The organism is Ignavibacteriota bacterium (genome assembly GCA_016218045.1).
Taxonomy (GTDB): domain Bacteria; phylum Bacteroidota; class Ignavibacteria; order SZUA-365; family SZUA-365; genus JACRFB01.
Genome location: JACRFB010000029.1, coordinates 1 through 25939, shown reverse-complemented (window position 1 = coordinate 25939; position 25939 = coordinate 1). Strand labels below are relative to the sequence as shown.

The window sequence follows — 25939 nt, the reverse complement described above, 5'->3', positions numbered from 1 at the left end:
AGGAGGCAGGAGACTACTTCGCTACTTTGCTACTTGGCCACGTGAAACGTGGCAACGTGTCACGTGGCTACGAAACACACACGCAGCAGACCCCACCGCCTCACACCAACACCACCGCCCTCAGCAGACCCCACCCCGACCTGAGAAAAATTACGAGCCAAAATCCGTGGCCGGCGAGCAAGGGCGGATGCTTGTTTGAGACCCGCGGCCGCTTGCGGTCGCGGGGCGAGTTTGCATCCGCCGCGAGACGGCGCGAGATTTTGGCCGGAATTTTTCTACAGTCTTGAATTTTTCTTTGCTCCTTTCTTTTGTTTCAAGACAAAAGAAAGGAGGAGACATCCAGGAGATAACACTGCACAGTGTCTATGTGTCCGAGCTCATCAAACGATATGTGGGCTTGAATATCTGGAGCGAATCGAATCCATACATACACGAAGCATCACAAACATACCTTATTCCCGCGCATGCCGCAGAATGAGCCGCAGCAGCTCCCTGAGGTCCGCGCGAGCGGCTTCCGTATCGGGATGCGGCCAGCCGACCAACGTCCAGGACACCCACCCGGGTCTATTCTCCTGACGTATCTTGAGTCGATCCAGCAAGGGCCTGGCCTCCGCGCGCAGGGAGGGAAGTATCCGCCCGTCCTCGCCGCAGCGTGGACGCAGCACCAGGTTGTCACTGACGAAGAGCAGACTCGCGTTTTCACCAACGGGACTCACACGACGCACGCTGAAACTCGCCGGCCTCCCGCGCCTTCCCCAGATACACGTGAATCCTTCCTCACGAATAATATCGAGTATCATCCGCGGGTACACAACGCAGGCATGCCTGCGCGCCGTGTCCTCATCCACCTCGCCCGACACCCCGCCACGGATCGAATCCGCCGCCTCGCGAAGCAGACTCTCCTCGTCCCAAAAACCTTCATGGAGCTGCAGTCGTAATTTCTCCGCGCGTGATTCCACGGTATCCCCTTCGATACGCACAGGCACGCGGCCATCGTGGATATTCACCGGATCCACCTCCAGCAGTGAGAGCACGGCCGTGGATCGTGGAGCGGATGAATACGCCGACGGATCAATATCCGTCAGAAGCACGTCCGCCAGCCGAAGTCCGCAGCACGTCAGCACACTCGTCAGCCGCTGGGCGAAACCGTCGGGCAATTCCAGCACCAGCAGCACGAGGTGGAACACGCCCGAGCGCAGATGCGCCAGCACCCGTTTCCACATATCCTCACTGTCGGCCGCCAAGGAGGCGCCCCTGCCGGCGGTAAACGAGGACACGACGCCGGTGCGCATACATTCATCAAGAAAACGGCTGTACACATCCTGCCAGCGCACAGTTTCGGCGAGGCGCTGCACTTCCCAGACACACACCGCCGCATCGGCGACAAGCGCGTACTCCGCGGTCGATCGCAGGACCGCGGTGAAGACCGGGATCCCGTTGTTATCGAACATTATATTTTGTATCGAACACACATCCTCGAGAAACTCCGCCGGCTGCGCGTCGTGAAACACCTCGGTGATGTCGATCAGCTCCAGGCCGGGGAAGCGGTGAGCCAGGGTGCGAGCAACAAAGGCCGCTTCCTCGAGCAGCAGCAGTCCCAAAGCGCCGGACCGTGATTCAGCCGAACGCGGGTCCTGCAGCAGGCGCGAGGGTGGTGCTGTCCACGACAGCGGAATAATGCCGATCACGATTCCTCCACGTATGTGTAGACACAAGATCGAGGGTACGGGCCCAAGATCCGGTATCAGAGGGTGATACTTATTATCGTTGACGGACGGGCACTATGTACAACACTACCCGGGGCGGTTCGGGAGCCGACGAACAGTGTCGCCTATGTATCCAAAAACATGTTGCGTTTGGCAGTGACGATCACTAGGTTACATATCGGCAAATGGGGCTGACGTACGTACCGGATTCACTCGCCCGATCCTGACCGACCCGGAGCACCTTGCGCAATTGTCGGCTTCTGCAGACGGCAGCAACCATCCATCCATTGCGGATGCTGCACATAGAGTGTGAACCCACTCGCGACCTTTGTGTTCGGAGGTTTCATGAGTGCAACAGGGGAAGAGCTGCGCAGCGCCAACGCAGAGAAAATTTGTAACACCCGGTCGAGTGTCGCCGGGGAGACTGTGCGGGACGGTCTTCCACAGAACGGATCGGGAGGTGCCTTCGGATTTGATCCGGGAACCGATCGCAGCGCCGACGTCTGGCTCGACGTGTACAACCACATGCCCGTTGGTGTCTCACTCACCGACATGCAGGGCGGGCTGCATGTGAACGACACATTCTGCACAATGATGGGCTACTCTCGCCAGGAACTTTCCGGCAAGAAGTGGATCGATATCACACACCCCGACGATCACGCCGCCGACAGACTCAACATCGATATCCTTCTCGCAGGGAAGCAGACAACGCTACGGTGGGAAAAGCGCTACATCCACAAAGACGGACACGTCGTGTGGGTCGATCTGAGTACGACATTGCGGTACGATATCCACGGCACCCCGTTGCACTTTATAACGACCATCGTCGACATCAGCGCGAGGAAAACCGCCGAGGCAGCACTGCGAGAATCCGAACACAATTTTGCCGCATTGTTCCAGAACAGCCCGGTGGCAATGGCCATTACAGACATTAAGACCGGTCGCTTTGTGGAGGTCAACACGGCCTTTCTGCACGACAGTGAATATGAGCACGACGAAATCATAGACCGAACTGCGCTGGACCTTGGCGTGTATCCGCGCAGTCAGGATCGAGATCATCTGACCGCGTCGATATTGAATCAGGGCTCCGTTCACGGGATGGAACTCGAGTTCCGGCGCAAGCACGGGAGCACGATGCATGCATTGGTTTCATCCTGTATTATTCAGAGATCCGGCATGCCGTTTTTTCTCACCGCGATCGCGGACATCACAGAACAGAACCGCGCACTTCAAGCGCTCGTTGCTAGTGAATTGCAATTTCGTGCCGTTGAGGAAACCACTCCCGTTGCGTTATATATCTCGCGTCAGGCGGAAGAGGAACAACGAACGATCTATATCAATCCCGCATTTTCGCGGATGTTCGGGTACTCGATGGAAGAGATCCCCACGCTCGAAGAATGGTGGCAGCACGCGTATCCCGACTCGACCTACCGTACCCTCGTCGCGACGGAATGGGGAAGACGCATGCAGGTAACACAGGCGGCACACATTCCAGGTGAACCCTTCGAGACGACGGTCACATGCAGGGATGGAACCGAAAAGATCATCTCATGGTGGTTCGTCGATTACGGAGAGAGGCATTACAAGTTCGGGCTTGACCTTACGGCACAGGTGCACGCACGGGACGCACTGTCGCGTGTGGAAGGGAAATACCGCAAGCTGCACGAGAGTATGATCGACGGTTTTGTGTACGTGACCATGGACGGCAAAATCGTCGAGTGTAATGAGAGCTATGCCAACATCCTCGGATATTCGATGGACGAGGTGCTCGGGAAATCGTATCCCGAAATCACGCCCGAAACCTGGCATGTGTTCGAGAAAAATCTTGTGGAGAATCAGATACTTGTTCGCGGATTCTCCGACGTCTATGAAAAGGAGTACATACGCGCCGACGGCACGGTGATCCCGGTGGAGTTACACACCGTCCTCATGAGGGACGATGCGGGCGAACCCGTCGGCATGTGGGCCATCGTCCGCGATATCAGTGAACGCAAGCGCGCGGAATCGCGGGCACGCCTGCATCAACGGCGCCTCGAGACCCTTCTCGCGATACTACAATCCGATGCCGCGGATACGAAGGAACTCTTGGATATCACGCTCGAGGCGGCCCTGGACATGCTCGAGAGCGAGATCGGGTACATCTACTACTACGATGAAACCAGAAGGGAACTCACGCTGAATTCCTGGTCCGGATCCGTTATGCCGAATTGTTCCGTAGCCAATCCCCAGACGGTGTATTCACTCGAGAACACCGGTCTGTGGGGGGAGGCGGTCCGGCAGAGGAAACCGATACTTGTCAACGAGTATGAGGCGCCCAATCCACACAAGAAGGGCTATCCCGAAGGGCACCTGCCTCTGCGGCGATTTCTCACTATTCCTGTTTTTTTTGAGGGGAAAATAGTTGCCGTCGTGGGCATGGGGAATAAAACGTCGGACTACGATCATTCGGACATCCTGCAGCTTACCATTCTTATGGATTCGGTCTGGAAAGAGATCGACAGGCGCAGGAGTGTGGATTCGTTGCGTCGGCACACGGAGCGGCTACGGAATCTGCACACGCTCGATCAGAGGATTCTCCAGGCGCTCGATTCTCCCAATGCACTCATCAAGGTGGCGTTACGCCAGTTGAAGGATCTGCTTTTCTGCCATTCCATCGACGCGGGAGTGTACTCACAGGACACCGCCGAGTTACAGGTATTTTCGGTTGATTGTGAAGCTGGAGAGATTGGGCCACCCGCGCCGGAGCGACTGCAGGAACTTCACGACATTCTCACCACACTTGAGATGGATGCGGAGGCACGCGGCGACGTACGAGCTTGGCCCAAGCCGGATCGTAGCGAGTTGCCGGCAGAGGAGGAACAGGCGTCGAAGATTCTGGTCCCATTACGCTCAGCGCAGGGCCTCAGAGGTGTCCTGGTATTACGGTGGACTGAGGGATCCCACGCCACAACGGAAGAAGTGGCTGTGGCCGAGGAAGTCGCCGATCAGATTACCATCGCGATCGAACAATCACGCATGCTCGAGGAACGATCGCGGTACGCCGCCGAACTGGAACTTCGTGTGCGCCACCGCACGGCGCAGTTGGAGGAGGCGAATCGTGAACTCGAATCGTTTTCGTATTCCGTCTCGCATGATCTGCGGGCGCCGTTGCGGCACATCAGCGGTTTTGTCAATCTGCTGCTCGAGAGCGAAACGTCCGCGCTGTCGGAGACCGGGATGCACTACCTCGACACGGTCTCGGATTCGGCAAGCCGCATGGGGACCTTGATCGATGATCTTCTGCAATTCTCCCGGACCGGCAGGCAGGAGATGCACGAGTCGGATGTCGACATGAACGAGGTGTTGAGCCAAGCGTTGGATTTTATACGTCCCACCGATACGGAACGGCGTATCGACTGGAACATTGCCCATCTGCCCACTGTACGAGGAGACCGGTCGCTCCTGCAGCTTGTCTGGCTGAATCTGTTGGGTAACGCGATCAAGTTTACAGGGACCCGCGAAGTGGCGACAATTGACATACGTGTGCGTGAGAGTGAGCACGAGTATGAATTTGTGGTTGCGGACAATGGCGTCGGCTTCGACATGCAGTACGCAGACAAGCTGTTTGGCGTGTTTCAACGGCTTCACACACTCGAGGAATTCGAAGGGACAGGGATCGGTCTCGCGAACGTCCGACGCATCGTCTTCAAACATGGCGGACGCACCTGGGCATACGCGGAGCCCGACGCAGGAGCGCGGTTTTATTTCACGATTCCTAAGCAAGAGGATCGGGCATCATGACGCTCCTAAAAAACATTCTGTTAGTGGAAGACAACACAAAAGATATCGAATTGACACTCGCCGCTCTGAAGAACAGGGGTTTGTTGAACAGGGTTGTCACTGCCCGCGACGGGATTGAAGCGCTCGAGTACCTGCGTTGCACGGGCCGGTATGCCAACCGAATCACGGGAAATCCCGCGGTGATTCTGCTGGATATCAAGATGCCGCGCATGGACGGAATAACCGCGCTGCGTACGATCCGTGCCGATGCCACATTGAGCATGATCCCGATTGTCATGCTGACATCCTCGCGAGAGGATCCGGATCTACGGCAATGTTATGCGGCCGGTGTCAACGCCTTTGTGGTCAAGCCGGTGGGCTTCCAGTCCTTTATGGACGCCGTGCAGGATCTGGGTGTGTTCTGGGCTCTCATCAACGAGCCGCCTCCGGATAACGCATAGGGGGGCGTGGAGGGATCTCACGCGGAACTCCCCTCGCCGCCTCCGATGAAGATCACGCTGCGATGGACCGGCCGGCGGTGTGTGCGGGGGAGGGGCGGTGAAGGAGTAGGTCCTAGCAATAGTTGATCCGAGTACTTGATTATCAGCAGCGATCATTTTAGATTTAGGACACAGTAAGGAGACTTTTTCCGCTCCTTGCCGTGTTCCGCAGTCCCGCCGCGATACATCTGTGTATTTCCTTCACTCCCATACTCTACGCGGAGTCCCCCATGTCCTTTCTGTTTCCTCGCATGTTGCGCGCCGTATTGGTCCTGTTCATCGGCGCGGCCTGTTGTGTGCCGTCCCTCCTGTCGCAGCAAGTGTCGCATCCCGCGGCCGATGTGACCGCAACGGCAAAGTATTACTCGTACCGGCACATGTTGTCGCCCACGCAGAAGAAGGAGCTTGAATACATCCTCGTGCGTGCCTCCAACGGGGAAATCAAGACCGTGTTCAACGCCTGTGACGTCTGTTACTCGGCGGACAAAGGTTACTCGCAGAACGGCACCATGTTGCGCTGCAACAACTGCGGCAACCGTTTCCCGATCGACGGTCTCGGGAACCCGGGCACGGCGGGAACATGCAATCCGGGCTACCTGCCACACTCGCTGCAGGGCGATCAGGTGGTGATCACCGTCGCGGATCTGCTCACCGGACTCTATTACTTCCCGATCGAAAGTGTGACCGGTGTGGACACGCCGCCCGTGTCACGCGGCTTCGATGTAGCCGTGCGCGATCGGCGCACGCTGTCGGTGACGCTGCCCGACGACGCGCCGCGCGGCTTCCAGATCGTGTCGATGAACGGCCGCGTGCTGATGAATGCGGAGCAGGCCTCCCGCTCGGTGTCGTTCGATGTGTCGCGTCTTGCAGCCGGGGCGTATCTGCTAGTTGTCCGCCAGGGTGTTTCGCTCGAGACGCGCGGCTTCCTCCTCTACTGATCCCGATTCCGTGAACCAGAATTTTCCGACCCCCGCCATGAACATGAAAGTCCTTCTCGCCGCCGCACTCTGCACCCTCGTTCTCGGATGTTCCAAGGACGCAGCACCCACCGATCCCAACGCCGAGACGGGCCCCCCCGAAATCCTGAGTCTCACGGCCGAAAAGCTGCAGATACTCTATGGCGGACAGGATCCGGCGATCATCACCTGCGAGGCGCGGGGCGGGAATCTGACATATAAGTGGGCGGTGGATCTGGGCGACATCATTCCATTAAACCCGTCGCGCTCGAAAGTGAGTTTTAACGGATCCGCCTGCTGTGTTGGCGAGAAGACGATCACCTGCACGGTATCGAATTCTCAGGGCAGCGTGTCGAAAACCATCATCATCACCATTCTCGAAGCGGTGAACGTGCCCGAGATCATCGCGCTGCAGACCGATAAAACCGCGCTCAACTCCTCGACCGGCGAGACCGCTTCGCTGGTGTGTTACGCGATAGGCGGACAGTTGAAATACGCCTGGGAAGCCGACTGCGGCGTGGTATCCATCAATCCCGCCGACAGCAGCCGGGCCACCTACACCGCCACACCCGCCTGTGCCGGCACACGCACCCTGACCTGCCGCGTGAGCAACGGGATGGGGAGCGATACAAAGACCCTGCAGCTTACGATAGGCAAATGAGCGCGGCCGCTGCGGCGCCGCGGCTGCAGGCCGCCGCGCTGTGCCTCGTGATGCTCTGCGCCCTTTCCGCGCAGCGGAGCGCGGCGCAGTGCTGCACCGCGGGCAATCCTGTGAACACGAACAGCGCGCTGCCGCAGGGCGGCAGGGGACGGTTGGGCATCACGGCTTCGTACATGCTGTCCTCGTCCGACACCTACTATCGCGGCACAACGCGGCTCGACAAAACCTACACCGAGAGCGGCTACAATTACAGTTCGCTGGGATTGACGTACGGGCTCTCCTCCGCGTTGCGCCTCACGGCCGATCTCGGCTACTACTTCGACAAATCCCAGCGTTTTGTCGCGAGCGATTACACGCGGTATACACACGGTCTGTCGGACGCAACGCTCGGTGTGATGATCGACTCGTGGTCGGATGAAGAGGCGGGCCTGTCGCTCGCGCAGACTGCAAGGATCACCGTGCCTGTGGGCACCTTCGACCAGGAATACGACGGCGTGGTCCTGCCCATCGATTTCCAGCCATCCTCCGGGAATTATCGGTACAATCTCGGCCTCATGCTCACGAAGCAATTCCCCGGCAGCGGCATCGCCCTCATTTCGTTGTGCAGCATCGAACTGTCGCAGGCGATCGAAACAAAAAACACCTATCACAAATACGGCAATCTCTACAACGCCTCGTTGCTCGGCATCGCACGCATCACCACGGGCGTGCAGGGGCTGCTGCAACTGCGGCTCGAGGCCCGCGACCGCGCGCTCAACGGCGTGATCGACAATCTTCCCGCCCCGCTCTCGAAAAACAACCAGTACTCGTACATATCCTCGTCCGGCGGTGTGCTCGGGTACGTGTCCCCGCAGATAGTGGTGAGTTTTCTCGATGCATGGACCGCCTCGTTGCAATTCAATTATCCGTTCTACAAGAACGTGTACGGCGAGGAACAGCTCACGACGAAGCACTCCCTCGTTTTCTCTCTCTCGCACAGCCTCGATCTCGGGCCGGACGTCGACGAGGAGGCGGATATTTCCGATCCCATGCTTCCGCGCGCCACACTGTCCGTTGCCGGCGCCTGCGACATGTGCAAGGAGCGTATCGAGGAAACCGCCGCACGATTCCCGCGTGTCATGACCGCGCAGTGGAATGAGGAGACACGTGTTCTCACGGTATTCTACAAAAACAGCGCTCCCGATCTTGATGGTCTTGAGCGGGCTCTCGCGGCGGTGGGGCATGATACGGAGCATTACCGGGCGGAGGATGAGGTGTATCTGGGGTTGCCGAAGTGTTGCCGGTATCGGGGGGAGTAGGTAGGTAGTTGGTAGATGGTAGTTGGTAGATGGTAGATGGGTAGTTGGTAGATGGTAGATGGGTAGGGAGTAGATTGAGCTGTGCTGGGTGGGTGAGGAGACAGGATACAGGAGACAGGAGGGGGCGGTGGTAGATGGTAGATGGGTAGGGAGTAGATCTATCTATTCTACCGGTATGTCAATAATACGCCAAAAACGACGTATAAATGGGAATATTTGAGATAATACGCATAAAATGGCGTGATAATGGTTTAATAATAAAATGCCATTAATGACGTTTATACTTGACTTTTACAGTATAAAATACCATATTAAGCGTGTTATGACAATCATGGAATATTATACTGACACTGCTCTTTTGGCCGAAGTGGGCCGCCGGCTGATGCGTGTGCGCCTCGAACGAAACATGACGCAGGCCGAACTTGCGCGGGAGGCGGGTGTTGGTGTGCGGACTGTGCAACGGCTGGAGTCCGGTGCGAGCGCGTCGCAGCTTTCGATTTTTCTGCGTGTCTGCCGCGTGCTGGGGATACTGGAAGGTCTTGAAGTCCTGCTTCCCGATGCGGAGCCGGGTCCGCTCGAACTCCTGCACCATCGTGGCGCACCGCGGAAGAGGGCGACAGGAAGCCGCGCGCGCACAGGTGTGGTGGCCGAACCCTGGCGCTGGGGTGACTCGAAATCATGATCGCCCGCGTCTCGCTCTGGGGAAGCCAGATCGGCGCGGCGTCTTGGGATGCGCGGAATGGGCGCGCGAATTTTCAATACACGCCGGATTTCGCGCAGAGCGGCTTCGAGGTCTCGCCGCTCGTCATGCCTCTGTCACGGCGTGTGTACAGTTTTGCCACGCTGCCTCGTGTTACCTTCCACGGTCTGCCCGGTCTGCTCGCCGATTCGTTGCCTGACCGCTTCGGCAATGCGCTCATCGATTCCTGGCTTGCGGCGCAGGGCCGGTCGGCGGTCGAGTTTGATCCGCTGCAGCGGTTGTGTTACACGGGTGCGCGCGGCATGGGCGCGCTCGAGTTTGCTCCCGCCATCGGGCCCCGCCCCACCGCGTCCGCGCGTCTGGACGTTGCGGCGCTTGTTGCCGTTGCGTCGGAGGTGCTGGCGCAGAGACGCGGCATGCGGGGCAATCTTTCGCCCTCGGCGCGCGAACATGCGATGCGTGATATACTGCGTGTCGGAACGTCGGCGGGCGGCGCGCGGGCGAAGGCGGTGGTGGCGTGGAATCCTGCGACCGATGAAGTGCGCTCGGGGCAGGTGCCAGCGGATGCGGGATTCGAATATTGGCTGATCAAATTTGATGGTGTGTCGGGCAATCGCGACAGGGAGCTTGCCGATCCGCGCGGGTATGGCGCCATCGAATACGCGTACCACCTCATGGCCCGCGCGGCGGGAATCGAGATGTGCGACTGCCGCCTCCTCGAGGAAGGAGGACGACGTCACTTCATGACACGCCGTTTCGATCGCACCTCCGCAGGCGAGAAAATACACATGCACTCGCTCTGCGGACTCGCGCACCTCGACTACAACGCCGCCGGCGCGCACGGGTACGAACAGGCACTGCTTGCAGCGCGCCGTCTGCGGCTGCCGATCAAGGACCTCGAACAACTTGTCCTGCGCATGTGTTTCAACATCGCCGCGCGCAATCAGGACGACCATACGAAAAACATCGCCTTCCTGATGGACCGCGCGGGGCGATGGTCCCTCGCACCCGCCTTCGACGTGACCTACGCGTACAATCCCAAAGGGGCATGGACCTCCGCACATCAGATGACCGTACACGGGAAGCGCGACGATTTCACCCGCGAAGATATCCGCAAGGCGGCCGAGGTTGCACACCTCGCCCGCGGCCGCGTCGACTCGCTCCTCGATGCCGCGCTCGCCGCCGTTGCGCAATGGCCCGCCTATGCCCGCGACGCGGACGTGCCGTCCTCAACCATACGCCGTATTGATACAACCCTGCGGAAGGACCTGGCCTGAATACGTTACACGTTTCACGTATCCACGTTACACGTTCATTCGCAGCCAGGTGGAAAGGTGGCAAGGTAGCGATGTACATACCCACCCGGATGCCGGCGTCACAATACAGAGAACCGACAACTCCAATCTCAATAACTCATTTTTCCGAGCTTCGTCTTTCCTCTGAAAATCCAGTAGATGACGGCGGTATAGGTAAGCACGAAGGGCATGCCGATAAAGGCGATCCAGCGCATGGTCGAAAGTGTCTGCTCGCTCGATGCGGCGTTGTAGATGGTGAGACTGTAGGCGGGATCGATGCTCGAGACAATGAGATTGGGATACAGTGCAAAGCCGAAAAGGAAGGTGAGGGCGGCGATGGTGCAGGCCGATGAGATAAAGGCGTAAAAGGGTTTGCCGAGGTGAATCGCGCGCGGGATGTTGGCTATCGCGAGCACGTTCAACAGCACCACCACCCAGGCCCAGGGGATGTCGCGGAAATTGCGGAGCGCACTGGGCATGCTGGTCACCGCGACGGCCGACGTCGTGATGTACATCACGAGAAAGACAAAAAACGTCCGCCACATCCATCCGTGAATGCGCCGCTGCAGGTCGCCCTCCGTTTTTAGGTAGAGGTAGATCGAACCGTGCATGGCGAAGGTGGACACTGCAAACAGTCCGGTGAGGAGGGGAAAAGGACCGAGCAGTCCGAATAGTGTGCCGGCGAATTCCTTGTCGGATCCGACGGGCAGGCCTATCATCATGTTGCCGACGGCAACTCCGAAGAGCAGGGTCGCGAGTGTGCTCGCGGCAAAGAAGGAGCCGTCCCACATCGCGCGCCACCAGGGCATCTCCTGCTTGCTGCGGAACTCCATCGACACGGCGCGGAAGATGAGTGCAAAGAGCAGCACCATGAAGGGCAGGTAAAATCCCGAGAACGCCGTGGCGTAGGCGTGGGGAAAGGCCGCGAACAGGGCGCCGCCGAAAGTGACAAGCCACACTTCATTGCCGTCCCACAGCGGACCGATCGAGTTCATCAGGATGCGGCGCTCGGTGTCGTCCTTCACAAAGAGATGCAGGATGCCGACGCCGAGATCGAAGCCATCGAGAATCGCGTAGCCGGTGAGCAGCACGCCCAGTGTCAGAAACCAGAAGAGGTTCACATCCATGGCCGGCTCCTATTTCTGTGCGGCCGCGTCGTCGCGCGCGCCGGTCATGGATGGTCCGGACGGATCGGCCAGGGCACCCGCGGCGTCGCCGAGGCGTCCCGGCGCGAGAGGTGTCACGGGAAGGTCGTCGGGCCCGTGCGAGATTTTGTCGTGCATGATATAGATCCATACGGCGAACAATAAAAGATAGATCACTCCGAAAAGAATGATCGAGGTGAGGACGGCCTCTGCCTTCACGGACTTCGACAGCGCGTCGCTCGTTTTCAGGAGGCCGTACACGACCCATGGCTGCCGGCCCACCTCGGCCGCGATCCATCCGAGTTGATTGGCCGCGTAGGGGCCGAGCACGGCGAAGACAAAGATCCACAGCAGCCACCGTTTCTCGAACAGCGTCCCGCGCCAGCGCAGGAAGGAGGCGAAAAGGGTGATGGCGATAAAGAACATTCCGAGGCCGACCATGATGTGGTACGACACAAACGGAATGAGCACGGGCGGACGCTCGTCGCGCGGGAACTGGTCGAGTCCGGGCACGGGCACATCCGTGCGCCAATGCAGGAGAAAGCTGAGTCCGCCCGGAATCGCAATGCCATAGCGCACGACCTCCGCGTCCTCGTCAGGGATACCAAAGAGGTACAGCGGCGCCCCGCCGGTGCCTTTCTTGAAGTGTCCTTCGAAGGCGGCGAGTTTTGCGGGCTGCGTTTCCGCCACTTTGTCGGCCTGCGCGTGCCCCGAGACGAGCGCGGCGAGCGACACGATGCTGCCCCACACGAGCGCGATCGTAAAGGCCTTTTTCGCCATGTCCACATGGCGGCCCTTGAGGATGTACCAGGCCATGATGCTCATCACAAAGAAGGCCCCGAGTATCCATGCGCCGATGATGGTGTGTCCGAGCCGGTGCATACTCGACGGATTAAAGACCATGGCCCAGAAGTCGATGATTTCGGCGCGCGCAAATCCGTCGCGCACCACTATGTGAAAACCGGCCGGCGTCTGCTGCCAGGAATTGGCGACAACGATCCATATCGCCGAGAAGATGGAACCGAGGGCAACCATCAGGGTCGCGAAAAAGTGCATACGTTTCGAGACGCGGTCCCAACCGAAAACCACTACGGCCAGGAAACCCGATTCGAGGAAAAAGGCGAAGATGCCCTCCGCCGCGAGAGCGGAGCCGAACACGTCGCCGACATAGCGCGAGTAGGTGGCCCAGTTGGTGCCGAATTCGAACTCCATAACGATGCCCGTCGCCACGCCCATGGCGAAAACGACGGCGAAGATTTTGGTCCAGAAACGCGCGAGCTGTTCGTAGTGGCTGTGCCGCGTGCGCAGATACATGCCCTCCATGAAGACCATGAGCGTCCCGAGGCCGATGCTCAGCGGCGGGAACAGGTAATGGAACATGATCGTGAAGGCGAACTGCAGGCGGGAGAGAAAGAGGACGTCCACGAGGGGACCCTTTCAAATGGTGAAGGTGCGGATGTGACTCCGGTCAAATTCGTCAATGCGCGCGAGTGGTGCAACGCGCCGGTGAATCTCCTTGAATTCATGTCCCACATCATCTATTTTTCAGACACATTATTCCGGAATGTCATGAAACGTCCGACCCTGTTTTTCCTGCTCGCCGCGGGCCTGCTGCTCGCCGCGGGCTGCAGCGACACCACACAGCCCGCGGGGACGGAGCGCTGGGTGTATTATTCCACAGACTCGGGGGTGTACCGTCACGAGCTTGTGTCGTCGCGGGTGGAGCGTGTCACGGATTTTGCCGCGTCGTCCTTCTCGCGCGTGGCCGACAATGGCATCGTGGTGCTGCAGCGGCGTTCCGACGGCGCGCTGTTCGGACGTTGTGAGAACGGGACGGTGATCCCCGTGCCGTTTCCCGTACACCCCGATCCCCGAAGGGAGTATAGCGCAATACAGGCGCCGGGTGTGTCGTGGGCCGCGCCCTTCGCGCTGGCTCCCGACGGACATCATGCCGCGTACGGCGTGATCGATCGACGCACGGGCGGCACGGGCCCCGACAGCGCGTATCGTTCGGTGATAGTACTCGTGGACTGTTCCAGCGGCACGATGCGGCTGGTGGACGTCTCACATTTTGCAGGACGTGATGATCACATCGGATACGCCGTCCATCCCATAGTCCTCGACCGCGGTGGCGGGACATTCTGGCTGAACATGCGCGGCGGTCCCCTCGACGGTGCCGGCGCCTTTCACGCCTGGGGCAATTATATCGTGCAATGGAAATCGGGGCAGATCAGCACGCTCGACAGCGCGGAAGGATCACTTGGCGCAATCATTCACGACATCGACGCGGCGCGCCGCGAACTGCTCGTGTCGCTGTACATCGGTCCGGCTGGCGGCCGCGTGTATGAACTATACGCGCTGCCCGTCGATGCACCTGCACGGCGCTATCTCCCGCCGCGCGGCAAGGCCTACTACATGCCCGCACGGCAGCCGGTAATGCAGGCCACGGGTTCCATTTTTGTAACTCGCACCGAGAGCGCCGTGGAACTGCGTTCCGCAATCGACGGCTCCCTCATTGCGACGGTGGGCAGTTTCACGGCCCTCGTCGGAAGCGCCCTCGAACAGTATCTGCCTCAGGACGCGATTCCGTGCGCCGCGACAGTATCAGCGGACGGGGAGTGGATCGTCTGTGTCCTGCAGCTCGCTTCCTCCTGGCCCGATGCCTCGACGCGCAATCGTATCATTGCCGTCAAACGCGACGGCAGCAGCGTACGCGCGATAGCCGCGGTCCCTGATTTTGTTGCTCCTGTGGTGTCGGGGGAGATGCGTGTTCAACGGTGAACGGGGAACGGTAAACGGGGAACTAGGAACTAGGAGCTAGGAACTGGGAACTGTGAACGGGGAAAGGGGGGGCGGTTGAACCGTGAAAGGTGGATGGGGAAATGCACAGATTGGGTCACGCCGATGCGTCTCTGGCGGACGAGGGGTGACGGAGCGTGCGCAGGGAAGCGGTTCCGAAGGGGAGGGCGTCGTATTTGGAGAAAACTCATCCTCGATGGGGACAAAACATGCCCTTCTGCTGTTAAGGAAGTGCATGACAGAATTCAGAATTCAGAATCCAGAATGCGGAAGGCTTCAACAAAGTTGCATGCGTCCTGTCTCTGGAAGCGCCTCTGGCCGAATCGAAACGCCATTACTCAGTCGATAGCTCCTAGCTCCAAGTTCCTAGTTCCTAGCTCCTAGTTCCCAGTTCCTAGCTCCTAGTTCCCAGTTCCTAGCTCCTAGCTCCTAGCTCCTAGTTCCTAGCTCCTAGTTCCTAGTTCCTCGCTACCACCTCACTCGTAAACGAATGAAACTCCGCCGCCAACTCTGGTACGTTCCGTCCCTCGTACGAACCGAAGGCCATCGCAAAGTGTCGTGGCTCGAGCTGTTTTACGATCTATTTTTTGTGGTGACGATCTCGCAGCTTGCGCACAAACTTCATGGCGAGCTTGTCTGGCTCGAACTCTTGAAGTACCTGTTCCTCTTTGTGCCCGTGTGGTGGTTGTGGATCGGATCGACCTTTTACATGGAGCGTTTTGAGACAGAGGGGCTGGAAACACGCATCATCTTTTTCCTGCTGCTGTTTCCGATCTCGGGACTTGCGGTATTCGCCTACGACGGACTAGCCACAACCAGTTTCGGTTTTGTCGCGTCGTATACGTTCGGGCGATTTGTCCTGTCGCTGCTCTGGCTGCGCGCAAGTATTCACGAGCCAGTGTTCCGCCCCACGGGCATCCGGTATCTCATCGGATTCTCCACGTCGCTGGTGCTGCTCTGTGTGTCGCTGTTTATGACGCAGGAAACACGACTGGTGCTGTTTGCGATTGCGCTGTTCATCGATCTGGTCACTCCCTGGTTTACACTCACACATCAATCGAAGCTTCCGCGTTTCAACCGGCATAAGCTGCCGGAGCGATTCGGCCTGTTCATCATCATTGTGCTCGGAGAGTCGGCCGTGGGTGTTGTGAGCGGACTCGCGGCAAGCCGCCAGATCACACTCGAGTCGGGAATCAACGCCGTGCTCGGCATCGGACTCGGATTTTCGTTATGGTGGGTGTATTTCGATTTTATCGGCCGTCGCGCCTCGCGTCCCCGCATGCTGTCGTCGATCAGTTGGTCGTTTCTTCATCTACCGCTTGCTATGGGCATTGCGGCGGTCGGCGCCACAACCAGCAACGCGATCGCCAAGGCGCAGGGGTTGTTGCAGGGTCCGGTGAGCGTCCTTCTGGCCGGATCCGTCGCGGTCACGCTGATTGTTATGGGTCTGCTCGAGACGGTGCTCGAACCGGCCGACGACGAACCCACACATCCGGTGATCAGTCCCGCGCTCAAGTTCGGTTTCGGCGCACTGCTGGGAATGTATGCGGCGATGTTTCCGTGGTCCGCGCCGACATTGACTCTTGTACTTGCGCAGCTCGCATTGTTGGTGGTGATGTTGTACGGATTGTGGGTGTGGTTTACGGATGGGCATGCCGCGAAGCATGGACGTGGAGATGGGTAGATGGTAGATGGGTAGATGGGTAGATGGTAGATGAGTAGATGGTAGTTGGTAGTTGGTAGTTGGTAGATGGATCTGCTCAGGGAGTGTCAGGAGACAGGAGGGAGGAGACAGGAGACGCGGGTATCTGAATATAATCAGACAACCCCCTCTTTTTAAGAGTGCGCATGGGGAGTTCCTTCACGGATCAAAGGAAAACTCCCGCTGTCCCGTCGCGCTTTCCCGCTTCGCGGGACTCAGCGAGACACTATTTCGTTGTTCCGCTCCCGCTGTCCCGCTGTCCCGTCGCAGCGGAGGAACTCGCGAAGGGCTTTTTCGGTTGTACGTGGAGCAGCGACAATTGTGTACGTGTTTCATTCACATCGCAGCGCTATGGCATGCCCCGCCGTTTCATGCTGCGGGAATGCTATTGCCCGTATCCTCGCTACCATCTACCATCTACCAACTACCATCTACTCATCTGCCATCCACCCACACCAATCGTCACAAGGGACATCCAATGATCGTGCTCACAGGCGCCACAGGAAACATCGGAAGCAAACTCACAACAAAACTGCTTGACGCGGGGATGCCCGTTCGGCTGTACGTCCACCACGCGGAAAAGGCCGCGGCATTTGCGGCGCGAGGAGCGGAGATCGTCGAAGGCGACATTAAGGATTCCGCCTCGATGGCCGCGGCTTTTGCTGGTGCGGATGTTGTGTTCACACTCATCCCGGGCGACTGGTCGTCGCAGGACTTCGGAGCGCTGCAGGATACAATCGGCTTCGCAATCATCGACGCCATCCGCGCGAGTGGCGTGAAAAAGGTTCTGAACATCTCGAGTCTCGGAGGCCATACCGATAAGGGCACGGGTGTCGTTGCCGGACTCGCGCGCCAGGAAACACGACTCGCCGCGCTTCGTGGTGTGGACGTGCTCACTCTGCGTCCCTCGTACTTCATGGAGAATCTCCTCGGCTCCATCGGCATGATCAAGGCCATGGGTATCAACGGCTCGGCCATACGGGGCGACGTGCCCATGCCGATCGTGGCAACGCAGGATATCGCCGATGTCGCCTATGCGGCGATCACCAACTTCACGACGAAGGGGTACGCGGTGCAGCCGCTGCACGGCGCGCGCGATTATACCATGAACGAGATCACGCGTATTCTCGGTGCGGCAATCGGCAAGCCCGATCTGCCCTACGTCACCTTCCCGGCCGCCGACGCGATCGCGGGGTTTATGCAGATGGGCACCTCCGAGAGTGTCGCCACGCTGTACATCGAACTCATGCTGGCCATCAACGACGGCATTCTCGGCTTCGACGCGCGCACGCCCGGAAGCACCACGCCGACCACGATCGAACAGTTCTCGCAGATCTTTGCCGCCGTGTATAACGCGTAAACACAGCGTTCCGGACTAATGAGAGGGAGTGGTTTCCACGGATTCCATTCCCCCTTTTCCTTGCGCCTTTTTATCACATCCAAAAATTGAATAATTTCGGGAATGTTTGTCCCGAAAATCATTTCGACGCTCAAAGAAGGATACACGCGCAGGAATTTCCTCGCCGATCTGACCGCGGGCACGATTGTCGGCATAGTTGCACTGCCGCTGGCAATCGCCTTTGCCATCGCTTCGGGTGTTTCGCCCGAGAAGGGTTTGTACACGGCAATAGTGGCGGGCTTCCTGATCTCCGCGCTGGGAGGGAGCCGCGTGCAGATCGGCGGACCCACCGGCGCCTTCGTGGTGATCGTCTATTCCATCGTAGCAAAATACGGCATCGACGGCCTGACCATTGCGACGGCCATGGCTGGTGTCATCCTGATCCTGATGGGACTCGCAAAGTTCGGTGGACTCATCAAGTTCATTCCCTATCCCATCGTCACGGGTTTTACCTCCGGCATAGCCGTCATCATCTTTTCCTCCCAGGTCAAGGACTTCCTCGGACTGCGCATGGGCGCCGTGCCGAGCGATTTTGTGGAGAAGTGGTTCGCGTACGGCGCGGCATGGAGCACCGTGAACCTGTACGCGCTCGGTGTCGGAGCCGGTTCGCTTCTCGTGATTCTGCTGTGGCCGCGCATCAGCTCGCGTATCCCCGGATCGCTTGTGGCTATCGTGCTCGCGACCGTTGTGGTGCAGGTCTTTCAGCTCCCGGTCGACACTATCACGAGCCGCTTCGGCGAGATTCCCTCGTCCCTGCCCGCGCCTTCGCTGCCCGTCGTGACCTGGGAGCGCATCACCGAACTGGTGCTGCCCGCCACCACCATCGCCTTTCTCGCGGGCATTGAATCACTGCTCAGCGCCGTTGTGGCCGACGGTATGGCGGGCGGACGGCATCGGTCCAACATGGAACTTGTCGCGCAGGGAGCGGCCAACATCGCCTCGTCGATCTTCGGCGGCATCCCCGCCACCGGCGCCATTGCGCGGACCGTGACCAACGTGAAAAATGGCGCGCGCACACCCGTCGCTGGCATCGTGCACGCCATGGTGCTGCTGCTGATCATGCTTCTCTTCGGACGTTGGGCCGGACTCATCCCTCTCGCCGCGCTGGCCGCGGTGCTGGTGCGGGTCGCCATCGCGATGAGTGAATACGATGCCTTCATCGCGATACTGAAAGGTCCGCGTGCCGATGTCATGGTGCTCGTCGTCACCTTCCTCCTGACGGTGATTTTCGACCTGACCGTGGCGATCGAGATAGGCATGATCATGGCGGCGTTGATCTTCATGAAGCAGATGGCCGACGTATCGAACGTGCGGCTCTTCGACGCCGACATCAAGGATGCGGAGGAGACCGACGATCCGAACGCCGTCGCCTTCCGCGACATCCCCGCCGGCGTGCAGGTGTTCGAGATCAACGGACCGTTCTTCTTCGGCTCTGTCGACAAATTCCACTCCACGCTCTCGATAGGTTCGGCTCCGCCCAAGGTGCTCATCATCCGTATGCGCAATGTGCCGTACATGGACGCCGGTGGTCTGCACGCGCTCGAGGAACTCCACGACCGTTGCAAAAAAAACCGTATTCAGCTCCTGATATCCGATATTCACGCGCAGCCGCTTTTTGCCGCCACCCAGTCCGGATTTATCGACGTGCTCGGGGAGAACCTCTTTTTCGGCAACCTCGACGACGCGCTCGACCATGCGCGCGAGGTGCTGCAACTCCCGCGCACGGCACATCTGCGATTCGAGCCCACCGTCGCGCGCGAGAAGGAGTAAGGGCCCTTTCCCGACTCGACCGGGGAACATGCACGGGGATGAATGGGATTTTCGCGGAATTGGGAAACTCCGTACGAATCCGTCTCACGAATGAGACGAGATTCGCGAAAGACTTCTCTTTTTAATCGAAAATTTGTATCTATGCTGAGTGGCAGGAAAGTTGATAGCCACAATTGGTAGATATTTTGCACCTCAACATCAGCACCTGCACATCAGCACCTCGTCCATGGACAAACCGAAGTACACGATCAGCACCGCCGCGCGTCTTTTAGGGATCTCCATACCGACGCTGCGTCTGTACGAACGCGAGGGGCTGATCATTCCATACAAAAAGGACAGCAATCATCGATTGTATTCCGACGCGGATCTCGAGCGTATCCGCTGCATTCGCACGGCGATCAGCGAAGACAAGATGAGCATCGAGGGCATCAAGCGGATACTCTCGCTGGTTCCGTGCTGGGCCGTGATTCAATGTCCCATCGAGGATCGCGACACCTGCGCTGCATACATCGGGCACAACGCGCCCTGCTGGAAACTGACACACAAGTCGGAATTCTGCCAGGGCAAGGAGTGTCGCGAGTGTATCGTCTATCGCGAATACACCGATTGCAACAGCATCAAAGGCGGCATCAAGACCTTGCTTCAGAGCATCAGTCTGCCGGACGGCACTACCGGCATATCGGAGGAGATAGGAGCTAGGAGTTAGGATCTAGGAGTCGCTCTCTCCAGACCCAGCTTGTAACTCCCACCTCCTAGATCCCAACTCCTAACCCCACTCCGAGTTACAACACGACAACCTCCCCTACATCCCACGCACCTCCATGAAAAAACTCCTCATTCTCGGCGCCGGAACGGCAGGCACGATGATGCTCAACAAACTCGCGCACGAACTCGATGCGGCGGAGTGGCATCTGACCATTGTGGACCAATACGAGACACACTACTATCAGCCGGGATTTCTGTTTATTCCCTTCGGCATGTACACGCGCCGCGATGTCGTAAAACCGAAGCGCGACTTTTTCCCGCCGGGCACCGACGTGGTGATGGGCGCCATCGACCGCATCGAACCCGAAGCACACCGTGTGCTGCTCGCGGACGGCCGTGTGCTCAGTTACGACATACTCATCGTGGCCACGGGCGCAAAGATCCGTCCCGATCAGACGGAAGGTCTGCGCGGCGTCTTGTGGCACAAGCGCATCTTCGACTTCTACACCATCGAGGGCGCCTGCGCTTTGGCGGATTTTTTCAAGCGTTGGGAAGGCGGCCGGCTGGTAATCAACGTCGCGGAGATGCCCATCAAGTGCCCTGTCGCGCCACTGGAATTTGCGTTCCTCGCGGACTGGTACTTCACCGAACGCGGCATACGCGACAAGGTCGACATCCATTACGTGACCCCTCTCCCGGGTGCATTCACCAAGCCCAAGGCCTCGTCGATACTCGGCGACACACTCGACAAGAAAAACATACGCCTGACGCCCGAGTTCTCCATCGGACGCGTCGACGAGGAGCGTCCGGCGATCGTGGCCTGGGACGAAACCGAAATCGAATTCGACTGCCTCGTCACGATTCCCACCAACATGGGCGACGAAGCTATCGAACGCAGCGGCATGGGTGATGAACTGAATTTCATACCGACGGATAAACAGACGCTCCGCTCACTTGCCCACGAAGACGTGTTTGTGATTGGCGATGCAACCAATCTGCCCAGTTCGAAGGCGGGTTCCGTCGCACATTTCCAGGCCGACATTCTCACGGACAACATCCTTGCGGCGATAGAGGGGCGCCCGCTCACCGCCGCATTTGATGGACACGCGAACTGCTTCATCGAGTCGGGTTTCGGCAAAGGCATCCTCATCGACTTCAATTACGACACCGAACCGCTCCCGGGAAAATTTCCGTTGCCGGGCATCGGCCCGTTTTCGCTGCTCGAAGAGACGCAGATGAATCACTATGGCAAGATCATGTTCCGCTGGATGTACTGGAACTTCCTGCTGAAGGGTGTCGAGCTGCCCATCGAGGCGAACATGTCGATGGCAGGGAAGAGGTGGTAACATGGACGACCAGGATTTGCGGCTGCAGTTCGAGGAGATGAACCGCAAGCTCGACTTCCTTCTTTCGGAAGTCGAGGCGCAGCGGCGGCATCGACAGGAACTGGACGACCTCAAGGACGATCTTATGCGAGTCGGTAAGGACGTGTATCGCACCGCCGTCGTCGAACTCGACGGCATGCACGACTCCCTGTCAACCGCCGAATTGCTGTATCTCGGGAAGAAGATGCTGCGCAACGTGGGCACCATCACGTCGGTGATCGAGCAGCTCGAGAGTCTCAAGGACTTCCTCGTCGATGCCGCGCCGCTGGCGCGTGAATCGGTGCTCGGCCTCATGGCGCGACTCGACGAATTCGATCGCAAGGGCTACTTCGTGTTTATGCGGGAATTCGGCCGCATAGCCGACGCGGTCGTCACAAGCTACACGCCCGACGACGTCCGCGCACTCGGCGACAACGTGGTAAGCATACTCGGGACCGTCAAAAATCTCACGCAGCCCGACATGCTCGGTGCGATCAACAACGCCGTGGCCGTGTACAAGAAGCTCGACATCGACGTGCGTGACGAGCCGTCGCTCTTCGCTCTTCTGCGTGACCTGAACACGCCGGAGGCGCGGCGCGGCCTCGCGTTCCTGCTCGCGTTCACAAAAAAGATAGCGGAAAAAAACTGACCGTTTCTCACACACCATCACAGGAGTACCCATGTCTGCACAGGATCTGACGCGCGACGCCGACGGTCATCTGGCCAACCGCGCGGACTGGAATGAAGCCACGGCGCTCGAACTCGCGCGCGAGGAGGGCATCGAGACCTTGAACGAGCGCCACTGGCTCGTGACCAATTACATGCGCAAGGAATTCGATGCGCATGGTGATGCACCGTCGATCCGCAAACTGACCAAAGAGAGCGGTGTCGACACAAAGGAACTGTACGCGCTGTTTCCGAAGGGACCCGCAAAAAAGGCCGCGAAAATCGCCGGTCTTCCGAAACCGAAGGGCTGCATCTGAGAAGGAGAATCCGTCATGGCAGAACCGTTCGAAAAAGTATCGATCATCGTGTCCCGCGGCTCGCTCGACGGCGTGTATCCGGGTCTCATCATGGCCAACGGCGCGCGCATGGAAGGCATCGAGGCCGACCTCTTTTTCACCTTCTTCGGGATGGACGCCATCATCGACAAGAGGATGGACAAGATCAAGGTCGCGACCGTCGGAAATCCCGGCATGCATATGCCCACGATGCTGGGCATGCTCCCGGGCATGTCGGCCTTCGCCACGGGTATGATGAAAAAGGAAATGGAGAAAATCGACATTCCACCCGTGCGTGAATTCCTCGAGATGATTCATGACGCGGGCGCGGGCATCTACGCATGCAAGGCCTCGGTCGACATGTTCCATCTCACAAAGCAAGACTTCTGTCCCATGGTCGACGACATCATCTCGGTAGGCCAGTTCTACGAACGAGCGGCGGGCGGACAGATCATTTTTACGTGACATCGACTCGTGTCGCGCATCGTGTCGCGATCAGCGGCATCAACACAAAAAAATATCGACAAAAAATTGCCGGCATCACCTGGAGGCACTTGACTTTCTAAATCAGGATGATTATCATCACATTAATCCAAGTGCCACGTATTCGCTTTTAATGCGGTTTGGAATGCGCCTTAATTCCAAGCCGCATTTTTCTATATACATACCCAGGAGGTGTCGTATGAACCGACGTTACGTTGTCAAAACAATCGTAATAGCGGCGGCAGTGTCTGTTTTTTCGGCTATGCCGCAGAAATCTGTGGCACAGCCGTGTCCATACCGGTTGACCGCGTACCAGTACACAGGCAGCGCCACCGGGTACGAGGGCGCAATGTTCGAGGTGGAGGCCATCGATTACGTAAAAATCTGCAGGATCAGCCCATCGATATGTTACATCGGTGCCGGTAATGTCGAGGTGTGGTATCGACTGGGTCCGAAAACGGCGGTGAATACAGGATGGACGCACGCAGGAACGGGTTTCCTCGCTGCCAACTGCCCCACGTTTGTTGCCTTGGAAGAAATCCCGGTTGATATCAATCTCGTGCTTGCGCCGGGAGAGAAGGCGACGTTTGTGCTGTTCAACGACGGTCGTGTGATATGGACCAACGGCAGCAGCTCCGCCGTTCCGAACACCTGGCAGGATTCGCGACTGAGGATAAACGTTGTGGGCTACGGCGTGTACGGCAGCACCGCCGGCGGTGTCCCTGCGTGGAATTTTGTCGCCAACTGGAAATGGTTCGGCGCGGTGCGGTACGCCGAGGGCTGCAACATTCCGGCGAACGCGATCACCATCGATGCGACCGACCAGGCGGGTAATCCACTGGCGTACACGAATCCCGGATCGACGATGTACTTCAAGTACTCGGTGCAGTTCCCTGCAGGAGCCACCAGCACCACGTTCGATCTGAAATTCTTCCGCATCGGCGGCTCGACCAGCGTGCCTGAATGGACGACCTCGTTCAACGTGAACAAACCCGCCGGATCGCCGCTCGACGGCATCCAACCGATCACGCTGCCGTCGACACTCCCCGAGGGCTACTACCGCGTGGACTATCAGGTGACCTCGCTGAGCACATGCAATACGCCGCTCACGAAGCCGCTCCCGTCGAATTCGCTGATGCTTATCGCGGCCGGCAAGACGCCGTGCCTTGTGTATCCGGGCGACGCGAACAATGACGGCATCACAAACTTCGGCGACCGCAAGTCGTTGAACAAGTACATCTTCGATGCAAACCTGTCCCCGACCTGGCTGACTGGTCCTGCCCGCTACCGCGCCGACCAGCCAACCAATCCGTTCACGTATTACACGTGGGTCGGCCAGCCGTCCGTGCCCTGGCAAACCGCGATGGGATGTTACATGGACACCGACGGCAACGGTACGGTGAACAACTTCGATTACATCGCGATGAAGTTGAACTGGATGAAGATGCACGGAACACCGAAGTCCGGCACGTTCTCGCGCGAGACCTTCGACATGGATCAGAACTATCCGAATCCGTTTAATCCTTCGACGTCGATCCGGTACACCGCACCGGAGGCCTCGCTGGTGACACTCACAGTGAATGACATGTACGGTCGCACAATCGCGACGCTGGTTGACGGCCGCGTTGATGCGGGCGTACACACGGCAAACTTCGATGCCTCGAATCTGTCGAGCGGCAACTATGTCGCAACGATCATGATGACGGGTGTGGAGTCCGGCCTGACCTTCACAAAGACGATAAAGATGGCTCTCGCAAAGTAAACCTCTCACGCCGTCTGAGTCCGCATAGTCCCGCCGCGGGCGGGACTATGCGGGCGAGGCGTGTGTTTTGTAGCTTGTACATACAGCGTTTTTCGCCTCCATATGGCGGCACTTGACTTTTTCAAGTTGGATACGTAATATCCCGCTATCCAAGTGCCACGTATTCGCTTTTAGATGCGGTTTGGAAATTGCCTTGTTCCAGCCCGGACCTATTATATACCCATGGAGGTTTTGTATGACCCGTCAATACGTTTTGCCGGCGCTCGTTTTTGCGATCGCCCTGTTTGCTTTCTCCAGCGTACCGCAGACCGCGGTTGCCCAGCCGTGTCCCTACCTTTTGACCGCCTACCAGTACACCGGCAGCGCGTCAGGGTATGAGGGTATCTCGTTCGAGGTGGAAGCACTCGATTACGTGAAGATCTGTCGGATCAGTCCGTCGATTTGTTACCTCGGCGCAGGTCCGGTTGAAGTGTGGTACCGTCGTGGTCCGCAGGTTGCTTCGAACACCGGTTGGACCTACGCCGGCGTCGGTAACCTCGCCGCGAACTGTCCCGTGTTTGTCGGTCTCGAAGAAATTCCTGTCGACATCAACCTCGTGCTTGCACCGGGAGAAAAAGCGTCGTTTGTCCTTTTTAACGACGGCCGCGTTGTGTGGGGCCAGCCCGGTGCGGCAGTGCCGAACACATGGCAGGATTCCCGTCTTCGCATCAACGTCGTGGGCTACGGCGTCTACGGCAGCACCGCCGGCGGCGTACCCGCATGGAACTTCGTTTCCGGTTGGAAGTGGTTCGGTGCGGTGCGGTACGCCGAGGGCTGCAACATCCCCGCGGATGCGATCACCATCGACGCGACCGATCAGGCCGGCAATCCGCTGGCGTACACTCATCCCGGATCCACCATGTACTTCAAGTACTCGGTGCTGTTCCCGGCCGGT

At 58.5% G+C, this 25939-nt stretch carries 21 protein-coding genes; 18 read left to right on the top strand and 3 right to left on the bottom strand.

Annotated features, from left to right (window positions below):
* Positions 1 to 452: 452 nt before the first annotated feature.
* On the bottom strand, positions 453 to 1688 hold the full coding sequence (locus tag HY962_08190) for a hypothetical protein (protein MBI5646899.1): 1236 nt from the start codon (positions 1686 to 1688) through the stop codon (positions 453 to 455).
* A 363-nt stretch (positions 1689 to 2051) separates the two neighbouring features.
* Here HY962_08190 and HY962_08185 point away from each other — a divergent pair, with 363 nt between their 5' ends.
* From HY962_08185 to HY962_08155, 7 genes are all read left to right on the top strand, one after another.
* Entirely contained in the window at positions 2052 to 5486 is a 3435-nt protein-coding gene (locus HY962_08185; protein ID MBI5646898.1) for a PAS domain S-box protein, read from the top strand.
* Positions 5483 to 5926: a response regulator gene (locus HY962_08180; protein ID MBI5646897.1), complete on the top strand. Its 444-nt coding sequence runs from the start codon at positions 5483 to 5485 to the stop codon at positions 5924 to 5926. Before HY962_08185 ends, HY962_08180 begins: the two co-directional genes overlap by 4 nt.
* A 269-nt stretch (positions 5927 to 6195) precedes the next feature.
* Entirely contained in the window at positions 6196 to 6903 is a 708-nt protein-coding gene (locus HY962_08175) for a DUF2318 domain-containing protein (GenBank protein ID MBI5646896.1), read from the top strand.
* Positions 6904 to 6940: 37 nt separating this feature from the next.
* Positions 6941 to 7582 carry a hypothetical protein gene (locus tag HY962_08170; GenBank protein ID MBI5646895.1) on the top strand — a complete coding sequence of 214 codons (642 nt, stop codon included), beginning with the start codon at positions 6941 to 6943 and terminating at the stop codon, positions 7580 to 7582.
* Positions 7579 to 8880 (top strand): hypothetical protein, encoded by a 1302-nt coding sequence (locus HY962_08165; protein MBI5646894.1) that lies wholly within the window; start codon positions 7579 to 7581, stop codon positions 8878 to 8880. The genes HY962_08170 and HY962_08165 overlap by 4 nt, the downstream gene beginning before the upstream one ends.
* 322 nt (positions 8881 to 9202) lie before the next feature.
* The gene (locus HY962_08160; protein MBI5646893.1) at positions 9203 to 9562 is read left to right on the top strand and encodes a helix-turn-helix transcriptional regulator; all 360 of its coding nucleotides are present in this window, start codon (positions 9203 to 9205) and stop codon (positions 9560 to 9562) included.
* Positions 9559 to 10857, top strand: coding sequence for a type II toxin-antitoxin system HipA family toxin (locus tag HY962_08155; GenBank protein ID MBI5646892.1), 1299 nt, complete (start codon positions 9559 to 9561; stop codon positions 10855 to 10857). The genes HY962_08160 and HY962_08155 overlap by 4 nt, the downstream gene beginning before the upstream one ends.
* Before the next feature lie 128 nt (positions 10858 to 10985).
* Here the strand turns inward: HY962_08155 and cydB are convergent, their stop codons facing one another.
* Both cydB and HY962_08145 read right to left on the bottom strand, forming a co-directional pair.
* Positions 10986 to 12002: a cytochrome d ubiquinol oxidase subunit II gene (gene cydB / locus HY962_08150; protein ID MBI5646891.1), complete on the bottom strand. Its 1017-nt coding sequence runs from the start codon at positions 12000 to 12002 to the stop codon at positions 10986 to 10988.
* A gap of 9 nt (positions 12003 to 12011) precedes the next feature.
* Positions 12012 to 13445 (bottom strand): cytochrome ubiquinol oxidase subunit I, encoded by a 1434-nt coding sequence (locus HY962_08145; GenBank protein ID MBI5646890.1) that lies wholly within the window; start codon positions 13443 to 13445, stop codon positions 12012 to 12014.
* 144 nt (positions 13446 to 13589) lie between these two features.
* On the opposite strand from HY962_08145, the gene HY962_08140 reads away from it, so the two are divergent.
* The 11 genes from HY962_08140 to HY962_08090 all read left to right on the top strand — a co-directional run.
* Positions 13590 to 14801 (top strand): hypothetical protein, encoded by a 1212-nt coding sequence (locus tag HY962_08140; protein ID MBI5646889.1) that lies wholly within the window; start codon positions 13590 to 13592, stop codon positions 14799 to 14801.
* 508 nt (positions 14802 to 15309) lie between these two features.
* Positions 15310 to 16503: a low temperature requirement protein A gene (locus HY962_08135; protein ID MBI5646888.1), complete on the top strand. Its 1194-nt coding sequence runs from the start codon at positions 15310 to 15312 to the stop codon at positions 16501 to 16503.
* A 496-nt stretch (positions 16504 to 16999) separates the two neighbouring features.
* A complete protein-coding gene (locus HY962_08130; protein MBI5646887.1) occupies positions 17000 to 17881 on the top strand; it encodes an NAD(P)H-binding protein in 882 nt (293 codons plus the stop codon).
* 102 nt (positions 17882 to 17983) lie between these two features.
* Entirely contained in the window at positions 17984 to 19690 is a 1707-nt protein-coding gene (locus HY962_08125) for an STAS domain-containing protein (protein MBI5646886.1), read from the top strand.
* Between the two features lie 226 nt (positions 19691 to 19916).
* A complete protein-coding gene (locus HY962_08120; GenBank protein ID MBI5646885.1) occupies positions 19917 to 20396 on the top strand; it encodes a MerR family transcriptional regulator in 480 nt (159 codons plus the stop codon).
* Positions 20397 to 20511: 115 nt separating this feature from the next.
* On the top strand, positions 20512 to 21741 hold the full coding sequence (locus HY962_08115; GenBank protein ID MBI5646884.1) for an NAD(P)/FAD-dependent oxidoreductase: 1230 nt from the start codon (positions 20512 to 20514) through the stop codon (positions 21739 to 21741).
* 1 nt (position 21742) lies between these two features.
* Complete coding sequence (locus HY962_08110; GenBank protein ID MBI5646883.1) at positions 21743 to 22408, top strand: DUF1641 domain-containing protein; 666 nt, start codon at positions 21743 to 21745, stop codon at positions 22406 to 22408.
* Positions 22409 to 22439: 31 nt separating this feature from the next.
* Entirely contained in the window at positions 22440 to 22742 is a 303-nt protein-coding gene (locus HY962_08105) for a TusE/DsrC/DsvC family sulfur relay protein (protein MBI5646882.1), read from the top strand.
* A gap of 15 nt (positions 22743 to 22757) precedes the next feature.
* Complete coding sequence (locus HY962_08100) at positions 22758 to 23225, top strand: DsrE/DsrF/DrsH-like family protein (protein MBI5646881.1); 468 nt, start codon at positions 22758 to 22760, stop codon at positions 23223 to 23225.
* Between the two features lie 217 nt (positions 23226 to 23442).
* Positions 23443 to 25005 (top strand): T9SS type A sorting domain-containing protein, encoded by a 1563-nt coding sequence (locus tag HY962_08095; protein MBI5646880.1) that lies wholly within the window; start codon positions 23443 to 23445, stop codon positions 25003 to 25005.
* 235 nt (positions 25006 to 25240) lie between these two features.
* Positions 25241 to 25939, top strand: a 699-nt coding sequence (locus HY962_08090) for a hypothetical protein (GenBank protein ID MBI5646879.1), incomplete at its 3' end; no start/stop codon positions are given.